18 protein-coding genes are annotated in these 18,168 nt (G+C 56.6%); 10 read left to right on the forward strand and 8 right to left on the reverse strand.

Translation table 11 applies throughout. The annotated features are described in order from the left end of the window. Positions 1 to 31: 31 nt before the first annotated feature. The 4 genes from fadD to NI40_RS13400 all read right to left on the reverse strand — a co-directional run bounded on the left by fadD (position 32) and on the right by NI40_RS13400 (position 5,212). Positions 32 to 1,717, reverse strand: a complete 1,686-nt coding sequence (fadD, locus tag NI40_RS13385; RefSeq protein WP_075204798.1) for a long-chain-fatty-acid--CoA ligase FadD — start codon at positions 1,715 to 1,717, stop codon at positions 32 to 34. A gap of 203 nt (positions 1,718 to 1,920) precedes the next feature. Further along, on the reverse strand, positions 1,921 to 2,502 hold the full coding sequence (locus tag NI40_RS13390; RefSeq protein WP_032658483.1) for a Slp family lipoprotein: 582 nt from the start codon (positions 2,500 to 2,502) through the stop codon (positions 1,921 to 1,923). Positions 2,503 to 2,539: 37 nt separating this feature from the next. Beyond that, positions 2,540 to 3,235: a tRNA (adenosine(37)-N6)-threonylcarbamoyltransferase complex dimerization subunit type 1 TsaB gene (tsaB, locus tag NI40_RS13395; protein WP_039263630.1), complete on the reverse strand. Its 696-nt coding sequence runs from the start codon at positions 3,233 to 3,235 to the stop codon at positions 2,540 to 2,542. 66 nt (positions 3,236 to 3,301) lie between these two features. Beyond that, positions 3,302 to 5,212 (reverse strand): ATP-dependent DNA helicase, encoded by a 1,911-nt coding sequence (locus NI40_RS13400; RefSeq protein WP_039263631.1) that lies wholly within the window; start codon positions 5,210 to 5,212, stop codon positions 3,302 to 3,304. Positions 5,213 to 5,345: 133 nt separating this feature from the next. Here NI40_RS13400 and NI40_RS13405 point away from each other — a divergent pair, with 133 nt between their 5' ends. Continuing rightward, on the forward strand, positions 5,346 to 5,690 hold the full coding sequence (locus NI40_RS13405; RefSeq protein ID WP_008500498.1) for a RidA family protein: 345 nt from the start codon (positions 5,346 to 5,348) through the stop codon (positions 5,688 to 5,690). 6 nt (positions 5,691 to 5,696) lie between these two features. Here the strand turns inward: NI40_RS13405 and NI40_RS13410 are convergent, their stop codons facing one another. Continuing rightward, positions 5,697 to 5,888, reverse strand: coding sequence for a YoaH family protein (locus tag NI40_RS13410; RefSeq protein ID WP_033145823.1), 192 nt, complete (start codon positions 5,886 to 5,888; stop codon positions 5,697 to 5,699). A 61-nt stretch (positions 5,889 to 5,949) separates the two neighbouring features. On the opposite strand from NI40_RS13410, the gene pabB reads away from it, so the two are divergent. The 4 genes from pabB to NI40_RS13430 all read left to right on the forward strand — a co-directional run bounded on the left by pabB (position 5,950) and on the right by NI40_RS13430 (position 11,138). After that, positions 5,950 to 7,275 (forward strand): aminodeoxychorismate synthase component 1, encoded by a 1,326-nt coding sequence (pabB, locus tag NI40_RS13415; protein WP_039263632.1) that lies wholly within the window; start codon positions 5,950 to 5,952, stop codon positions 7,273 to 7,275. 6 nt (positions 7,276 to 7,281) lie between these two features. Continuing rightward, positions 7,282 to 7,860: a CoA pyrophosphatase gene (locus NI40_RS13420; protein ID WP_023312196.1), complete on the forward strand. Its 579-nt coding sequence runs from the start codon at positions 7,282 to 7,284 to the stop codon at positions 7,858 to 7,860. A 184-nt stretch (positions 7,861 to 8,044) separates the two neighbouring features. Next, positions 8,045 to 9,409, forward strand: a complete 1,365-nt coding sequence (gene sdaA / locus NI40_RS13425) for an L-serine ammonia-lyase (RefSeq protein ID WP_039263633.1) — start codon at positions 8,045 to 8,047, stop codon at positions 9,407 to 9,409. Positions 9,410 to 9,539: 130 nt separating this feature from the next. Beyond that, a complete protein-coding gene (locus NI40_RS13430; protein ID WP_039263634.1) occupies positions 9,540 to 11,138 on the forward strand; it encodes an EAL domain-containing protein in 1,599 nt (532 codons plus the stop codon). 6 nt (positions 11,139 to 11,144) lie between these two features. On the opposite strand, the gene yoaE is transcribed toward NI40_RS13430, so the two are convergent. Together yoaE and NI40_RS24500 are read right to left on the reverse strand one after the other, a co-directional pair. Further along, complete coding sequence (gene yoaE / locus NI40_RS13435; RefSeq protein ID WP_033145827.1) at positions 11,145 to 12,704, reverse strand: CNNM family cation transport protein YoaE; 1,560 nt, start codon at positions 12,702 to 12,704, stop codon at positions 11,145 to 11,147. Continuing rightward, entirely contained in the window at positions 12,692 to 12,901 is a 210-nt protein-coding gene (locus NI40_RS24500; protein WP_372584218.1) for a protein YoaL, read from the reverse strand. Before NI40_RS24500 ends, yoaE begins: the two co-directional genes overlap by 13 nt. Positions 12,902 to 13,166: 265 nt before the next feature. On the opposite strand from NI40_RS24500, the gene manX reads away from it, so the two are divergent. From manX to mntP, 5 genes are all read left to right on the forward strand, one after another. Next, positions 13,167 to 14,132: a PTS mannose transporter subunit IIAB gene (gene manX, locus NI40_RS13440; protein ID WP_039263635.1), complete on the forward strand. Its 966-nt coding sequence runs from the start codon at positions 13,167 to 13,169 to the stop codon at positions 14,130 to 14,132. Positions 14,133 to 14,178: 46 nt separating this feature from the next. Further along, positions 14,179 to 14,979 (forward strand): PTS mannose transporter subunit IIC, encoded by an 801-nt coding sequence (gene manY, locus NI40_RS13445; protein ID WP_008500490.1) that lies wholly within the window; start codon positions 14,179 to 14,181, stop codon positions 14,977 to 14,979. Positions 14,980 to 14,991: 12 nt separating this feature from the next. Then, positions 14,992 to 15,843 carry a PTS mannose transporter subunit IID gene (locus tag NI40_RS13450; protein WP_006810994.1) on the forward strand — a complete coding sequence of 284 codons (852 nt, stop codon included), beginning with the start codon at positions 14,992 to 14,994 and terminating at the stop codon, positions 15,841 to 15,843. A 54-nt stretch (positions 15,844 to 15,897) separates the two neighbouring features. After that, positions 15,898 to 16,356 (forward strand): DUF986 family protein, encoded by a 459-nt coding sequence (locus NI40_RS13455; protein ID WP_039263636.1) that lies wholly within the window; start codon positions 15,898 to 15,900, stop codon positions 16,354 to 16,356. 398 nt (positions 16,357 to 16,754) lie between these two features. Continuing rightward, positions 16,755 to 17,321 carry a manganese efflux pump MntP gene (gene mntP / locus NI40_RS13460; protein ID WP_029741998.1) on the forward strand — a complete coding sequence of 189 codons (567 nt, stop codon included), beginning with the start codon at positions 16,755 to 16,757 and terminating at the stop codon, positions 17,319 to 17,321. On the opposite strand, the gene rlmA is transcribed toward mntP, so the two are convergent. Next, positions 17,318 to 18,133: a 23S rRNA (guanine(745)-N(1))-methyltransferase gene (gene rlmA / locus NI40_RS13465; RefSeq protein WP_039263637.1), complete on the reverse strand. Its 816-nt coding sequence runs from the start codon at positions 18,131 to 18,133 to the stop codon at positions 17,318 to 17,320. The two genes, mntP and rlmA, sit on opposite strands and share 4 nt — an antisense overlap. Positions 18,134 to 18,168: the final 35 nt, after the last annotated feature.

The raw sequence follows: 18,168 nt of genomic DNA on the forward strand, positions 1-18,168 counted from the left end.
TTAACCGGCGTCTGGGCGATTAGCGTGAAGCTCAGGCCTTATTGTCTACTTTGCCACGGGCTTCGTCACGTAATTCTCGTCGTAATATCTTTCCGACGTTGGATTTCGGCAGCTCATCGCGGAATTCAACCAGCTTCGGCACCTTGTAGCCCGTCAGCTGACGACGGCAAAACGTTACCAGCGCCTCCTCCGTCAGGGAAGGATCTTTCTTGACCACAAATATTTTAACCGCTTCACCGCTGCTGCCGGAAGGGACGCCGACCGCCGCCACCTCGAGTACGCCGCTGTGCTGCATAACCACGTCTTCGATCTCATTCGGATAGACGTTGAAGCCGGAGACCAGGATCATGTCTTTCTTGCGATCGACGATGCGCAGGAAGCCCTCTTCATCCATTACCGCAATATCACCGGTGTGCAGCCAGCCGTCTTTGATGATTTCGTCGGTCGCATCGGGACGCTGCCAGTAACCCAGCATCACCTGCGGACCTCTGACGCAAAGCTCACCCGGCTCGCCCGGCGCGACTTCGTTATCGTTATCATCGACCAGTTTGGCCTCGGTGGAAGGAACCGGCAGACCAATGCTTCCACTGTGATAGTCGATATCGTGTGGGTTCACGCTGACCAGCGGAGCACATTCCGTCAGCCCATAGCCTTCCAGCAAATACTGACCGGTGAGCTTCACCCAGCGCTCGGCGACCGCCTGTTGAACCGGCATGCCGCCGCCCGCAGAGAGATGCAGCGTGGAGAAATCCAGCTGCTGGAACTCTTTGTTATTAAGCAGCGCGTTAAACAGGGTGTTCACCCCCGTCATGGCGGTGAACGGGTATTTCGCCAGCTCTTTCACCAGGCCCGGGATATCGCGCGGGTTGGTGATGAGGATGTTCTGACCACCCAGTTCAATAAACAGCAGGCAGTTCATGGTCAGCGCAAAGATGTGATACAGCGGAAGCGCGGTGATCACCACTTCTTTGCCCGGATGCAGAAGCGGCCCGTAGGTGGCGTTCACCTGTTCAAGGTTTGCCAGCATATTGCGGTGGGTAAGCATGGCCCCTTTGGCGACGCCGGTGGTCCCGCCCGTGTATTGCAGAAACGCAAGATCTTCCGCCACCACTTCGGGTTTCACATACTGCATACGGTAGCCCGCATGCAGCGCGCGGCGGAAGGAGATGGCGTCCGGCAGGTGGTATTTTGGCACCAGGCGCTTGACGTATTTAACGACAAAGTTAACCAGCGTGCCTTTGGCGGTGGAGAGTTGATCCCCCATGCGCGTCAGGATGACGTGTTTAACCTGGGTTTTGTCGACCACTTTTTCCAGCGTATGGGCGAAGTTGGACACAATGACAATCGCGGCCGCGCCGCTGTCGTTCAGCTGATGCTCCAGCTCGCGCGGGGTATACAAGGGGTTAACGTTGACGACAATCATCCCGGCTCGCAGGATACCGAACAACGCCACCGGGTATTGCAGCAGGTTCGGCATCATCAGCGCGACGCGGTCCCCTTTTTGCAGCCCCAACCCTTCCTGCAGATACGCCGCAAACGCCCGGCTACGCTCCTCCAGCTTACGGAACGTCATGACCTCGCCCATATTCACGAATGCGGGCTGGTCCGCGTAGCGCCTTACCGAGTGCTCAAATAATTCCACCAGGGATTGATAACGGTCAGGATTGATCTCAGCAGGAACATCTGCGGGATAACGGTTAAGCCAAACCTTCTTCAATGCATCACCTCTGAAATGAGTGTTCGTCGTCATCACAACCCCGATAATAAACAGTTTGTTAACATTATATTAACTCAGCGTACCAGTTTATTAATTGTTCAGATTTAAGGTTGCGAAGCGCGTCACTCTTTTTTTTCGTTTTATCCGTAAAAAAACAGAGACAGCGGCTGAGCCGCTGTCTCTTTTCTAACAATAACAGTAAGTTACTCAGTAACGATCGTCTGAACCTGTGCAGGACCCGGGTTATACCAGCCCCAGCCCGGGTAGCCGTAACGATAAGGATGTGGACCCCACATCCACGGATCCATCGGCTGAGGCGGCATGATCACCTGCTGTGCCAGCCGCCAGCGTTTATACCCGTTGACCTGCATGGTCATAAATTTATACGGCGTGCTGCCGATTTTGCCCTGCACGGCGCCGGTAATCGGCCCGACGACGGTCACCAGCTGTCCGCGAAAATCGACCGGATCGAGGAAACCACTGACGTCCGCATAGATACGCCCGCGAGAGGCCTCACCCAGTACCGGCCGCGCGCCGCTGTCCAGCGGAACGGTCGCGATCTCCAGACGGGTTTTCCCCTGCTGGTTTTGTACGTCGATGACCTTACCGCCAAAGCGCGCTTCCTGGCCGACGTACAGCTCAGGCGCATTCATCACCCGAACCAGATCCTGCTGTGGCGTCGGGCTGCTGCCCTTAATCGCATCAGGAACGGAAACGCATCCGCTCAGTGCTATGGCAACCGCGCCTGCCATAATAAGGCGTACTACTTTAGTCTGAACCGCCATGATGCGACTCCTTTTTCTCAGTTCCTGTTACTGAGATTCACTCGCGGCCCGGAAGTTTCTTCCACGCAACGGTGTTTCGCAAATAAACCGGCTCCGCGTGTTCAACGGCAACGGTTTTTCCTGCCGCGAGCAGCTGGCAGGCAATCGGAAGCATATCTTCCGCAGCCGGCAGCAGCATGTTGCCGTCCACCAGCGTCACCCCGGCGTCGTTTGCCATGTCAGGCCACGCCGGCCAGCCGGTGCCGACGGTTGCCCACTCGCCGGAGAGCTGCTGCAGCCGCTCAGTGACCGCTTCCGGCTTGAGCACGGCTTCCGTCTCTTCGCCGCGCCACACGCCCTGCTCGTCGCGGGTGTATTCGGCCCAGTAAACTTCGCCCATGCGGGCATCAATCGCGGCGAGCACGCGCGTTGCCCCGGTCATGCGCCATGCGCCCTGGGCCATAGTGGCGAGGGTAGAGACGCCGATCATCGGCAGTTCGGCGCCCAGCGCCAGCCCCTGCGCAATACCAATCCCGATGCGTACGCCCGTAAAGCTGCCGGGGCCACGGCCAAAGGCCAGCGCGTCAAGGTCGGTTAAGGAGGTGTTGCCCTGGGTTAAAATGGCTTTTACCAGGGGCAGAATGCGTTGGGTGTGTTCCCGTGGGCACTCTTCGAAATGAGCAGAAACAGCACCGTCGTTCAACAGAGCGACAGAGCAAGCCTCTGTCGCGGTATCAATAGCCAGAATTCGCATCAGTCGTCGCGCTCTCGCAAGGGTCAGTCACAAAATGGCGCGCATCTTAGCACACTCCGGGGTAAATTACTCCGCCGTTGGGTTTGCCAGGAAACGCACCGCGCGTTTTATGTCCCGCGTCCGCGGCGCGGGCGGCAGGCTGGCAAGGAAGGTCGCCCCGTAAGGGCGCATCACCAGCCGGTTATCGCAAATGACCAGCACCCCGCGATCGGTAACGTCGCGGATCAATCGCCCTACCCCCTGCTTGAGGGTAATCACCGCGTCCGGCAGCTGTACCTCGTCAAACGGATCGCCCCCGCGCAGACGGCAGTCTTCCATCCGCGCCTTCAGCAGCGGGTCGTCCGGAGAGGTAAACGGCAGCTTATCAATAATTACCAGCGAGAGCGTATCGCCGCGCACGTCCACCCCTTCCCAGAAGCTGCTGGTTGCTACCAGCAGGGCATTTCCGGCGCTGACAAACTGCTGTAACAGCTGGCCTTTACTGGTTTCACCCTGCAGCAGCACCGGCAGCGTCATGGTGGCGCGGAACTGCTCGGCGAGGTCACGCATCATGGCGTGAGAGGTGCAGAGCATAAAGCAGCGGCCGTTGTTGGCCTCGATCATCGGTTTTAACATCGCGGCCAGATGGCGCGCCGCCCCCGGCTGGTTCGGCAGCGGCAGATTACGAGGCACGCAGAGCAGCGCCTGTTTTTCGTAATCGAACGGGCTGGGCAGGAGCAGCGATTCCGCATCCTCAATGCCAAGACGTTCCGTGAAGTGATGCAGATCGTCATTCACCGACAGGGTTGCCGAGGTGAAAATCCAGCTTCCCGGTTTTTGCGCCATTACCTCTTTAAATTTATCCGCCACCGTCAGCGGCGTGAGCGCCAGGGTGAAATGCCGCGAGGTGCACTCATACCAGTAGCTGAACCCCGGCTGGTTAATCTCTTTCAGCCGTTTGAGCCGCCCGCGATAGAGCGTGGCGCGTTCGAAGGCCGCGTCCAGCAGCGCGGAACGGCCAAGCGACAGTTTTGCCACGTCGTAGCAGAGTTCGAGGGCATCATCGAGCAGCAACAGCGCGCGCTGGATGTTTTTGTCCGCCAGCAGCTCGCGCAGGTTACCGCGATAGCCCGGCTCGCCAAGCTGTAAGCGGAAATCCTGCGCGCTTTGGGCCAGACGGTCGGCGCACTTCTGCAGCTGCTGGGTATCTTTGAGTTCGGTCCGGTAAGCAATGGTGAAATCTTTCGCCAGATCCTGAAGCTGGCGGCTGGAAAGCGACTGGCCGAAATACTGGCTGGCGATGTCCGGAAGCTGGTGGGCTTCGTCGAAGATCATCACGTCCGCCTCCGGGATCAGCTCGCCGAAACCGCTGTCCTTGACGACCATATCCGCGAGGAACAGATGGTGGTTCACCACCACCACATCCGCGTCCATCGCCGTTTTGCGCGCTTTCACCACAAAGCAGTCTTTATACAGCGGGCAGTCGCTGCCGAGGCAGTTGTCGTTGGTGCTGGTCACCAGCGGCCAGGCAGGCGAGTCTTCCGGCACGCTCGCGCAGGTGCTGATATCGCCCTCTTCGGTCTGGTTCGCCCAGGCGCGAAGGATAATAACGTCGCTGAGGGTTTGCACCGGCAGGTCGCCGCCCGCCAGCGCCTGCTGCTCAAGACGTTCCAGGCAGAGATAGTTGGAGCGCCCCTTCAGCAGGGCCAGACGCCCCTTGTATTTCAGCGCTTTCGCCACCGTGGGCAAATCGCGGCTGTAGAGCTGATCCTGCAGCGCCTTCGAACCGGTGGAAATAATCACCTTCTTTTTCGCGCGCAGCGCCGGAGCAAGGTAAGCATACGTTTTACCCGTGCCGGTTCCGGCTTCGACCACCAGCGGCTGAGCCTTATCGATGGCGCGTGCAACGGCGTGCGCCATCTGACGCTGAGGCTCACGGGGCTTGAAGCCGGGAATAGCCTGCGCTAATTGACCTTCAGGGGAAAAATCGTCTGCCACGGTGCTCTCTCACTGTATTTTTGCACAGGGATTATGTCAGCCCATCCTCTCCTGTGCCACCCCAAATAGTGACGACAGGAGAACAATATGGCAGTCTTGCCGCCTGACGACGAAAAATAACGAGGAAACGTTTATGACAATTGTGCGCATTGATGCCGAAGCCCGCTGGTCTGATGTGGTGATCCATAACCAGACGCTGTACTACACCGGCGTACCGGCTAACCTGGACGCGGATGCCTTCGAGCAGACGGCTAACACTCTGGCGCAGATTGACGCGGTGCTGGAAAAACAGGGCAGCGACAAATCCCGCATTCTGGATGCGACGATTTTCCTGGCAAACAAAGATGATTTCGCGGCGATGAACAAAGCCTGGGATGCATGGGTGGTGGCGGGTCACGCGCCTGTACGCTGTACCGTACAGGCCACGCTGATGAAGCCGGAATATAAGGTAGAGATTAAGATTATCGCGGCGGTGTAAGCCTGATTATTCTTCTGGATCTTCATCTTCATCTTCGAAACGCGCCACGATCCGCTCGCCGGAATGACTGGCGCGAATCTCCTCGGCGACAACGGTAATCGCCTGTCCGCTGCTCATCCCCTGGGACATCAGTTCCTGAATTCGCTCAACCGCTTTCTGCTGCTGTTCATGGCTCAGAGAAGGTAAACCTGCAAACATCGTCAACTCCTGCTAAATTATTCGCGCTAATTATTTCACGCTGCCCGGTAGTATGCCACACATGAACATGCGCTTCCCCACTGTTATTACCTTGCCCTGGCGTGCAGACGCCGCTGAATTCTGGTTTGCCCGCCTGAGCCATCTTCCGTTTGCGATGCTGCTGCATTCCGGCCATGCGGACCATCCCTATAGCCGCTTCGACATTCTGGTGGCCGATCCGCTAAAGACGCTGACAACCGATGACCTGTCGTTAACGGACGATCCCCTGAAGCAGCTGCAGCAGGCCATTAACGCGCTGGGCTTATCTGCCGCGCCGAACCCGGACCTCCCTTTCCAGGGCGGCGCGCTGGGCCTGTTTGGCTACGATCTGGGTCGCCGTTTCGAAACGCTGCCGGAGCATGCGCAGGCTGATATTTCCCTGCCAGACATGGCCGTGGGGCTGTATGACTGGGCGTTAATAGTCGATCACCAGAAAAAAACGGTTTCCCTGCTGAGCCATCATGACGTGCAGGCGCGTCTGGCGTGGCTTGAGGCGCAACGGCCTGCACCGGCAGAGACGTTTACCCTTACCTCTGGCTGGCGCTCGAACATGACCGCAGCGGAGTATGCCGAAAAATTCGCGCGCGTTCAGGCGTATCTGCAAAGCGGTGACTGCTACCAGGTTAACCTCGCCCAGCGCTTCCAGGCGACATACCGGGGAGATGAGTGGCAGGCGTTTACCCGTCTTAATGCCAGCAATAAGGCGCCGTTCAGCGCGTTTGTCCGTCTGGAACGGGGGGCCATACTCAGCCTGTCACCCGAGCGCTTTATCCATCTGGCCGAGGGCACGATTCAAACCCGTCCGATTAAAGGCACTCTGCCGCGTCTTGCCGATCCCGACGCCGATCGCCAGCAGGCGGAAAAACTCGCCGCCTCTCCGAAAGACCGCGCCGAGAACCTGATGATTGTCGACCTGATGCGTAACGATATTGGCCGCGTCGCCGAACCAGGCAGCGTGCGCGTGCCGGAACTGTTTGTCGTCGAGCCTTTCCCGGCGGTGCATCATCTGGTCAGTACCATTACCGCGCGTCTACCCACCTCTCGCACCGCCTGCGATCTGCTCCGCGCCGCCTTTCCGGGCGGCTCCATCACCGGCGCGCCAAAGGTGCGGGCGATGGAGATCATTGACGAGCTGGAGCCGCACCGCCGCAACGCCTGGTGCGGCAGCATCGGCTATATCAGCCTCTGCGGCACCATGGATACCAGCATTACCATTCGCACGCTGACGGCCTGCGGCGGAAACCTTTACTGCTCGGCCGGGGGCGGCATTGTTGCCGATAGCCAGGTCGATGCGGAATATCAGGAAACCTTTGATAAAGTTAACCGTATCCTGAAACAACTGGAGTAATCACGGGTGGAAAAAGAGAACCTGACGCTGGACGATTTTTTATCTCGCTTTCAGCTATTACGACCGCAGGTCAACCGCGAAGCGCTGAACCAGCGTCAGGCGGCCGTGCTGATCCCGGTCGTGCGTCGCGCGCAGCCGGGCCTGCTGCTCACCCAGCGTTCTCCCCATCTACGCAAGCACGCGGGTCAGGTCGCCTTTCCGGGTGGCGCGGTTGACAGCTCCGACGCCTCGCTGATTGCCGCCGCGCTGCGGGAAGCGCAGGAAGAGGTTGCCATTCCGCCGGAGGCCGTTGAGGTCATTGGCGTGCTGCCGCCCGTCGACAGCGTTACCGGTTTTCAGGTCACGCCGGTGGTCGGCATTATCCCGCCCGGCCTGCAGTATCACGCCAGCGTCGATGAAGTTTCAGCGGTGTTTGAAATGCCGCTCGAAGAGGCGCTCCGGCTCAGCCGCTATCATCCGCTCGATATCCATCGACGGGGGCATGACCATCGGGTCTGGTTGTCCTGGTATCAGCATTATTTTGTCTGGGGCATGACGGCGGGCATCATTCGTGAACTGGCGCTGCAAATCGGCCTGAAACCTTGACTATACTTTACATTCCACCCTTTTTCGCAGGTTTGCGATCCGCGTCGCGCTATTAGCAAAACCCATCGTTAACCATTAGTTTAATTCATGTGAATAGTTAAGCCGAGGTCGGTGTTCCCTCTTACACTATGCGCAGTTATAACATCGTTACTGGAACCCCGGTAACCCTGTCAGGAGTGTGAAAGTGATTAGTATATTCGACATGTTCAAAGTGGGAATTGGCCCTTCGTCTTCCCATACTGTTGGCCCGATGAAGGCCGGTAAACAGTTCGTCGATGATCTGGTCGAAAAAGGATTACTGGAAAGCGTTACCCGTGTCGCCGTGGATGTTTACGGCTCGCTGTCATTAACGGGTAAAGGCCACCACACCGATATCGCCATTATTATGGGTCTGGCAGGCAATATGCCGGATACCGTAGATATTGATGCCATCCCGGCATTCATCCGCGACGTGGAAACACGCGGCCGCCTGCTGCTGGCAAACGGTCAGCAGGAAGTCGATTTCCCGCAGGATGACGGCATGCGTTTCCGTAGCGACAACCTGCCGCTGCATGAAAACGGCATGACCATTCACGCTTACAGCAGTGAAAAAGAGATTTACAGCAAAACGTACTACTCCATCGGCGGTGGCTTCATCGTGGATGAAGAGCATTTTGGCAAAGACAGCGTCGGCGACGTCAGCGTACCTTACCCGTTCAAATCGGCTACAGAAATGCTGGGCTACTGCAAAGAGACCGGTCTTTCACTGTCCGGCATGGTGATGCAGAACGAACTGGCCCTGCACAGCAAAAAAGAGATTGAAGACTATTTTGCGAACGTCTGGCAAACCATGCGCGCCTGTATCGACCGCGGGATGAACACCGAAGGCGTTCTGCCGGGTCCACTGCGCGTACCGCGTCGTGCCTCTGCCCTGCGCCGTATGCTGGTGACCACGGACAAGTTCTCCAACGACCCGATGAACGTGGTCGACTGGGTAAACATGTTTGCCCTGGCGGTTAATGAAGAGAACGCCGCAGGTGGACGCGTCGTGACGGCGCCAACCAACGGCGCCTGCGGTATCGTTCCGGCAGTGCTGGCGTATTACGATCACTTTATTGAGCCCGTGACGCCGGACATCTACATCCGCTATTTCCTGGCGGCAGGGGCCATCGGTGCGCTGTACAAAATGAACGCCTCCATCTCCGGTGCGGAAGTGGGCTGTCAGGGTGAAGTGGGCGTTGCCTGCTCCATGGCGGCGGCAGGTCTGGCAGAGCTGCTGGGCGCAAGCCCTGAGCAGGTCTGCGTGGCGGCGGAAATCGGTATGGAACATAACCTCGGTCTGACCTGTGACCCGGTCGCGGGCCAGGTGCAGGTGCCGTGCATCGAGCGTAACGCGATTGCCTCTGTGAAAGCCATCAACGCCTCACGTATGGCGATGCGCCGTACCAGCGAACCTCGCGTATCGCTGGATAAGGTGATTGAAACCATGTACGAAACCGGCAAGGACATGAACGCGAAATACCGCGAGACGTCCCGCGGTGGCCTGGCCATTAAGGTGCAGTGCGACTAATACTGCCTTTCGCCCATCTGCAACGGATGGGCGAATTTCCCTCTTCTTTCTCGTCTCCTTCTGCTTTCCCCACTACACTTTTACTGTTGCGTCCGGCTTTTGTGGCTGGTGGCTTATCAGGCGACCGTTCATGCAAACTGCACAAACGATCATTAAAAACTATCGCCGAAAACGCGTTATCGTCTGTGTGACGGTTGCGCTCCTCACGCTCATCCTGACGTTAGGCATTCGCTTCATTTCACAGCGCAATGTTAACCAACAGCGGATCCTCGATTTTACTAGCCACACCGTTCGCGCCCTTGATAACGTCCTGCTTTCTTTAGAGAACCGCCGCAGCGTGCTGCAGCCCCTGGTAGGGCAGCCCTGCCCGCAGGCGCACCTGGCGCTGCGAAAGCAGGCCGCCATTTTGCAGACGGTACGCTCCATCGCCCTGATTAACGAGGGTATCCTGTATTGCTCAAGTATTTTCGGGAGCCGCAACGTGCCCGTTCGCGACTTCCTGAAAGAATTACCCGCCAGCACGGCGAAGCTGATTTTATCGAGCGATCAGTGGCTGCTTAAGGGTAGCCCGATATTGATCCAGTGGTATCCCGTCTCACAGGACGGTGAAGCTGGCGTAATCGAAATCATCAATATCGATCTGATCGCCAAAATGATCCTCGAGCCCCAGCGCCCGCTCATCAATGACGTGGCGCTGACCGTAGGCGATCGCTTTCTGCGCTATGGACAACGCGTCAGCGACAGCCTGACGTTTGATGAGGAGGGCTCTCTTTTCCAGCAATCGTCCACCCGAAACTCTTTCACCATTACGGTCAGCGGGCCAGGCCCTGGAGAGTTAGCCTTAAAAAGCCTGCCAGCCCAGCTGCCGCTGGGACTCATGCTCAGCCTGCTGCTGGGCTATCTCGCCTGGCTGGCAACGGCAAACCGGATGAGCTTTACATGGGAGATCGATATGGGCATTGCGGCGCGGGAATTTGAGCTTTTCTGCCAGCCGCTGGTGAATGCCCGTACCCAGGCGTGCACCGGCGTGGAGATCCTGCTGCGCTGGAATAACCCCCGTCAGGGTTGGATCACCCCGGAGGTATTTATCCCGCTGGCAGAAGAACATAACCAGATTGTCCCCCTGACCCGCTATGTCATCGCCGAAACGGTGCGCCAGATAGGCTACTTCCCTTCCAGCGCCGGTTTTCACATTGGTATTAACGTCGCCGCCAGCCATTTTCGTCACGCGGCATTGATACAGGACCTGAACCGCCTCTGGTTCAGCGCCGGTCCGCGCCAGCAGCTGGTGATTGAACTCACGGAACGGGATGCGCTACTGGATGTGGATTATCGCATCGTGCGCGAACTGCATCGCAAAGGGGTGAAGCTCGCCATCGACGATTTTGGTACCGGGAACAGCTCCCTCTCCTGGCTTGAAAAGCTGCACCCGGACGTGCTGAAAATCGACCAGTCGTTTACCACCGCCATCGGTACCGACGCCGTGAACTCGACGGTGACGGATATGATTATTGCGCTGGGTCAGCGGCTGAATATCGAACTGGTTGCTGAAGGGGTCGAGACGGAGGAGCAGGCGCGCTACTTGCGCCGCCATGGCGTGCCTGTCCTGCAGGGGTTTTTCTATGCGCGGCCCATGCCGCTACGGGATTTTCCGAAGTGGCTGGCGGGAAGTTCATCCCCGCCAGCGCATCATAACGGGCACATCGTGCCCTTAATGCCGCTGCGCTAAGCCGGCTTACTCATCTTCGTCGTGGGCTGATTGTTCTTTAACAATGCGAACCATATCAACGCGATAGTCGTTGGCTTCAACGATCGTAATGTGCAGCGGCGCCAGCTCGATCACATCGCCGACGCGCGGGATTTGCCCGTTAACGGCGATCACCAGACCGGCAACGGTCGCGATGTCTTCTTCATCGTTGATCACGTTTTCCAGCCCCAGCGTGTGCGAGAGCGCGTGCAGGTCGGTGGTACCTTTAACCAGCCAGCCTTCACCGTCGGCAACGATCTCAGGCGTTTCGTCGGCATCCGGGAATTCACCGGCAATCGCTTCCAGTACGTCCAGCGGTGTAACCAGCCCCTGCACCACGCCAAACTCGTTGGTGACGATAACAAAGCTACCGCGAGCGCGGCGCAGCACTCCGAGCAGGTTGATAGGATCCAGCGTTTCCGGCACGACAATCGCAGGCGACGCGGCAGCAACGGCTTCCACGTTGACGCCCTCTTCCAGGGCCACCAGCATCTCTTTTGCCCGCACGACGCCGATGATCTCATCCAGCTCTCCGCGACACACCGGGAACAGGCTGTGCGGAGAAGAGAGCAGCTGCTGGCGAATTTCATCGACGCTCAGGTTAGCATCAACCCAGCTGATCTCCCCGCGCGGCGTCATGATGCCGCGCAGCGAACGGGAGGCCAGGGAGAGCACGCCGTTAATCATGTAGCGCTCTTGTTCCACAAACGCCCCTTCCGGGACCGGAACCGGGTTATGGTTTTCGGAATCAGACTGGACGTTCACCTGACGACGACCGCCCATCAGGCGCAGAATCGCGTCTGCGGTACGGGCGCGCAGCGGCTGATTCGACTGCTGCTTAATAAAGTTACGGCGCGCAATCTGGTTGAACAGCTCGATCAGAATCGAGAAGCCAATCGCGGCGTACAGGTAGCCTTTCGGAATATGGAAGCCAAAACCTTCCGCCACCAGGCTCAGACCAATCATCAGCAGGAAGCTCAGACACAGCACGACCACCGTCGGATGCTGGTTGACGAAGCGCGTCAGCGGCTTCGAGGCCAGCAGCATGACCGCCATCGCAATGACAACAGCCGCCATCATTACCGGCAGATGATTCACCATGCCGACCGCCGTGATCACCGCATCCAGCGAGAAGACTGCATCAAGCACCACAATCTGCAGCACTACCACCCAGAAGCTGGCATAGCCTTTACCGTGCCCATCATCGTGCTGACGGTTTTCCAGCCGCTCGTGTAGCTCCGTCGTCGCTTTGAAAAGCAGGAATATCCCCCCGATCAGCATGATTAAATCACGCCCGGAGAAGGTGTAATCCATGACGGAGAACAGCGGTTTGGTCAACGTGACCATCCAGGAGATGACGGAGAGCAGCCCCAGTCGCATAACCAGCGCCAGCGAGAGACCAATCAGACGCGCTTTATCACGCTGTTTTGGCGGCAGTTTGTCCGCAAGGATGGCGATAAACACCAGGTTATCAATGCCGAGAACAATCTCCAGCACCACCAGCGTGAGCAATCCCACCCAGATTGACGGGTCCATTAAGAATTCCATGACAAGCTCCTGCTAAAGGAATGACGAAACGGTGCCCCACTCAACGTGGGCAAAACAGAGGTAAACAGAGTTGATACGTGGCGAGGATCGCCGGTGAATAAGGCGCGAAATGGCCTGGTTGATGACTGACGTCGGTGACGGTCCATATAGTGGGCTGTAACCCTATACTCCTGAACGATTAAACGGAGGCTAAACATATCAGAGACACTGTGTTTTTAGCAAAGATTTACGTTCCTTTGCAAAGTTCTGTAACACAGCGGCTTTACGCTACAGATAAATCTGTAACCCGTGGCTAAATTACGGATCTTCATCACATAAATTATTTTTTCACTATCTAAAATAATTCGCGGAAGTCTTAGTTTTTTGAACTCTAACCCTTATCTGAATCGATTCGGTTCGCCAATACGATTCTCAGTACGACTGCCTGGCAGACGTATTAATGATAATAAAAGGAGGTAGCAAGTGACCATTGCTATTGTCATAGGCACACATGGTTGGGCTGCTGAGCAGCTACTCAAAACGGCAGAGATGCTGTTGGGCGAGCAGGAAAACGTCGGCTGGATCGATTTCGTTCCCGGTGAAAACGCCGAGACGCTGATAGAGAAGTACAACGCTCAACTCGCGAAGCTGGATACCAGCAAAGGCGTGCTGTTTCTCGTTGATACATGGGGCGGCAGCCCGTTCAATGCCGCCAGCCGCATTGTCGTCGATAAAGAGCACTATGAAGTTGTCGCCGGGGTTAATATTCCCATGCTGGTGGAAACCTTCATGGCGCGCGACGACAATCCGGCGTTCGATGAACTGGTGGCGCTGGCCGTTGAAACCGGTCGCGAAGGGGTAAAAGCCCTGAAAGCGCAGCCGGTTGAAAAACCTGCCCCTGCATCTGCAGCGGCACCTAAAGCGGCAGCACCGGCAAAACCGATGGGCCCGAACGATTACATGGTCATCGGCCTTGCGCGTATTGATGACCGCTTAATCCACGGCCAGGTCGCCACGCGCTGGACCAAAGAGACCAACGTTCGACGCATTATCGTGGTCAGCGACGAAGTGGCCGCCGATACCGTACGTAAAACCCTTCTGACTCAGGTTGCTCCTCCTGGCGTTACCGCGCACGTCGTGGATGTCGCCAAGATGATCCGCGTTTACAACAACCCGAAATACGCGGGTGAACGCGTAATGCTCCTGTTCACTAACCCGACAGACGTTGAGCGCATTGTTGAAGGCGGCGTGAAAATCACCTCCGTGAATATCGGTGGTATGGCATTCCGTCAGGGCAAAACGCAGGTCAACAACGCCATTTCAGTCGATGCGAAAGATATCGAGGCATTCAACAAGCTGAATGCGCGCGGTATTGAACTGGAAGCCCGTAAGGTTTCTACGGATCAAAAACTGAAAATGATGGATTTGATCGGCAAAGTTGGGAAATAAGCCCGCGCCGGTTCTCATATAAAGTTTATGTAATAGGAGAAGTGCAATGGAGATTACCACTCTTCAGATTGTGCTGGTGTTCGTCGTCGCATGTATTGCGGGTATGGAATCCGTACTTGATGAATTTCAGTTCCACCGCCCTCTGGTGGCCTGTACGCTGATTGGGGCCGTTCTGGGTGACATGAAAACCGGTATCATCATCGGTGGTACCCTGGAAATGATCGCCCTGGGCTGGATGAACATCGGCGCAGCGGTTGCGCCCGATGCGGCGCTGGCCTCTATCATTTCGACCGTTCTGGTTATTGCTGGTCACCAGAGTATTGGTGCCGGTATCGCCCTGGCGATCCCGCTGGCTGCAGCAGGCCAGGTTCTGACCATCATCGTTCGTACTATCACCGTTGCCTTCCAGCACGCGGCGGATAAGGCGGCCGAAAACGGCAACCTCACGGCACTGTCGTGGATCCACGTTTCATCCCTGTTCCTGCAGGCGATGCGTATCGCGATCCCGGCGGTTATCGTGGCGATCTCTGTTGGTACCAGTGAAGTGCAGAGCATGCTGAACGCCATTCCAGAAGTGGTCACCGGCGGTCTGAACATCGCGGGCGGCATGATCGTGGTCGTCGGTTATGCGATGGTCATCAACATGATGCGCGCAGGCTATCTGATGCCGTTCTTCTACCTCGGCTTCGTGACCGCTGCCTTCACCAACTTCAACCTGGTTGCACTGGGTGTGATTGGTGCGGTAATGGCGATTCTCTACATCCAGCTCAGCCCGAAATATAACCGCGTCGCGGGTGCCCCAGCGCAGGCTGCTGGTAACAACGATCTCGATAACGAACTGGACTAGCAGGTGAGCGAAATGGTTGATATGACAAAAACTACCACCGAGAAAAAACTCACTCCGGGTGATATTCGTGGCGTGTTCATCCGTTCTAACCTGTTTCAGGGTTCATGGAACTTCGAACGTATGCAGGCGCTGGGCTTCTGCTTCTCCATGGTGCCGGCGATCAAGCGCCTGTACCCGGAAAACAACGAAGCGCGCCGTCAGGCGATCAAGCGTCACCTGGAATTCTTTAACACCCATCCTTACGTAGCGGCTCCGGTTCTGGGCGTAACGCTGGCGATGGAAGAACAGCGTGCGAACGGCGCAGAGATTGACGATGGTGCTATCAACGGTATCAAAGTCGGCCTGATGGGTCCGCTGGCCGGTGTCGGTGACCCAATCTTCTGGGGTACCGTGCGTCCGGTCTTCGCGGCGCTGGGTGCCGGTATCGCGATGAGCGGCAGCCTGCTTGGCCCGCTGCTGTTCTTCATCCTGTTCAACGCCGTGCGCCTGCTGACCCGTTACTACGGTGTGGCCTACGGCTACCGTAAAGGGGTGGACATCGTTAAGGACATGGGCGGCGGCTTCCTGCAGAAACTGACTGAGGGGGCGTCAATCCTCGGCCTGTTTGTCATGGGGGCGCTGGTTAACAAGTGGACGCACGTGAACATCCCGCTGGTGGTATCGACCATCACCGGTCAGGATGGTCAGACGCGCGTCACCACCGTGCAGACGATTCTGGACCAGCTGATGCCGGGCCTGGTACCGCTGCTGTTGACCTTCGCCTGCATGTGGCTGCTGCGTAAGAAAGTGAACCCGCTGTGGATTATCGTTGGCTTCTTCGTCATCGGTATCGCGGGCTACGCAGTCGGCCTGCTGGGTCTGTAAGTTTCAATGCTATAGGCCGGGGGCTTGCCCCCGGTTTTTTTATCTGGAGGATGAATGACTGTCACGGACATCGTACTGGTTTTATTTATTGCTGCCCTTCTGGCTTACGCGATCTATGACGAGTTCATCATGCCCCGCCGCCACGGCGAGACGCTGCTCTCCCTTCCCCTTCTGCGACGCGGGCGCGTGGATGCGTTTATCTTCGCGGGTCTCATCATTATTCTTATTTACAATAACGTCACTAGCCATGGTGCAATATTAACCACATGGTTATTATGTGCGCTGGCATTAATGGCGGTTTATCTGTTCTGGATCCGCACGCCGAAAATCATTTTTAAATCCCGCGGATTTTTCTTCGCCAATGTGTGGATAGAATATAACCGTATTAAAGAGATGAATTTATCCGAAGACGGTGTGCTGGTGATGCAATTAGAACAACGCCGCCTGCTTATTCGGGTGAAGAATATTGACGACCTGGTAAAAATATACAACTTACTTCTTAAAACTCAATGATTTGCATATATAGCAATGGCTATATTCTGTGTTTATCTTGCGCAAGAAATATAGCCTAAGCTATATCCTTTTCGTTAATTTTCTCTCTATTTTTTAACGATAATTTCACGCTTAAAGACAAATGAAAATCGTTATCAACAAGCATTTTAAATAATGCTTCTCCATTGTTGTTTTATATTCTCAAAATATGTTAAGGTTGCGCCCGTCGTTGGGGAGTAGCCGATTTCCTGCTCGCAGGAAATGTACGTGTCAACATACTCGTTGAAAAACGTGGCGCGTACGGATCGCTGACAGCACATCTTATGTGCGGTGCGATCAGGCGAGACCATAGATACATCAACTGCTGTTCACTGGGGGCAGTGATGTGTCATATGGATATCCCCGGTCTGGACGCTGTTATGAATATCTCCGCTACGATCCTCCTCGCTTTTGGCATGTCCATGGACGCTTTTGCGGCTTCCATCGGAAAAGGCGCCACGCTCCACAAACCTAAGTTCTCAGAAGCCCTGCGTACCGGCCTCATTTTTGGCGCTATCGAAACGCTGACGCCGCTTATCGGCTGGGGTCTTGGCATGCTCGCCAGCCAGTTCGTGCTGGAGTGGAACCACTGGATTGCCTTCGTACTGCTGGTGTTTCTCGGTGGCCGAATGGTGATTGAAGGTTTTCGCGGCGGTGATGATGAAGACGAAGAGCCGCAGCACCGTCACGGGTTCTGGCTGCTGGTCACCACGGCGATTGCCACCAGCCTTGATGCGATGGCCGTCGGTGTCGGTCTGGCATTCCTGCAGGTCAATATTATCGCCACCGCGCTGGCCATCGGCTGCGCAACGCTGATTATGTCCACGCTGGGCATGATGGTTGGACGGTTTATCGGCCCGCTGCTGGGTAAACGCGCCGAGATCCTGGGTGGAATTGTGCTGATTGGCATTGGTGCCCAGATCCTCTGGGCACACTTCGCCGGTTAATCTTCGCGCTGCCAGACGTGGATACTGAAATCCGTCTGGCAGTTAAATATTGATTGTACAGCTAACGCTTCCCATACTTCTGGTTTTGCCCGCCATGCGAACGGCGTCATCTGCAGCAGCGCGGTGGCCTCTTCGCCTTTCAGCGTCATTTCATACGCCACGGTTTGCTCCTGCTTAAGGGTAAAACCGGACAGCTGTTCAGAATGAGGTGCATGCAGACGCACTTCGTCGTAGATCAGCCCTTTCAGCTCCATCAGATGACGCGGGCCCGGCGTTACGGTGACTACCCATCCGCCCGGTTTCACCACGCGAGACAGCTCTTCCGCCTTGCAGGGCGCGTAAATGCGGATAACCGCATCCATGCTGGCATCGTCAAACGGCAGCCGGTGGCTGGATGCCACGCAGAACGTCACGTCCGCGTAACGCTTTGCCGCCGCGCGAATGGCCACTTTCGACACGTCCAGACCGAATGTCAACGCGCCCTTCTCGCGTGCGATCCCGGCAAACCGTGCGGTGTAGTACCCTTCCCCGCAGCCGATATCGAGCATAGCGGTGGCTGAACCCGGCAGGATGTCATTCAGCATCTGCGCGACGGTTTCCCGCAGCGGCAGATAGTGCCCGGCATCCAGAAACGCACGACGCGCCTGCATCATCTCTGCACTGTCGCCTGGATCGCGGGAGCGCTTATGCTGCACCGGCAGAAGATTCACGTAGCCTTCTTTTGCCATATCAAACTGATGCCCCTGCGGACAGGTATAGCTTTTATCTGAATGCGTCAGGGGGGCGTGGCAAAGAGGACAGCTGAAGGACATGGTGACTCCGGAGCATAATCAAAGGGCGAAGTGTA

The sequence above is a fragment of the Enterobacter sp. E20 genome, from assembly GCF_000801755.2.
Classification (GTDB): Bacteria; Pseudomonadota; Gammaproteobacteria; order Enterobacterales; family Enterobacteriaceae; genus Enterobacter; species Enterobacter asburiae_B.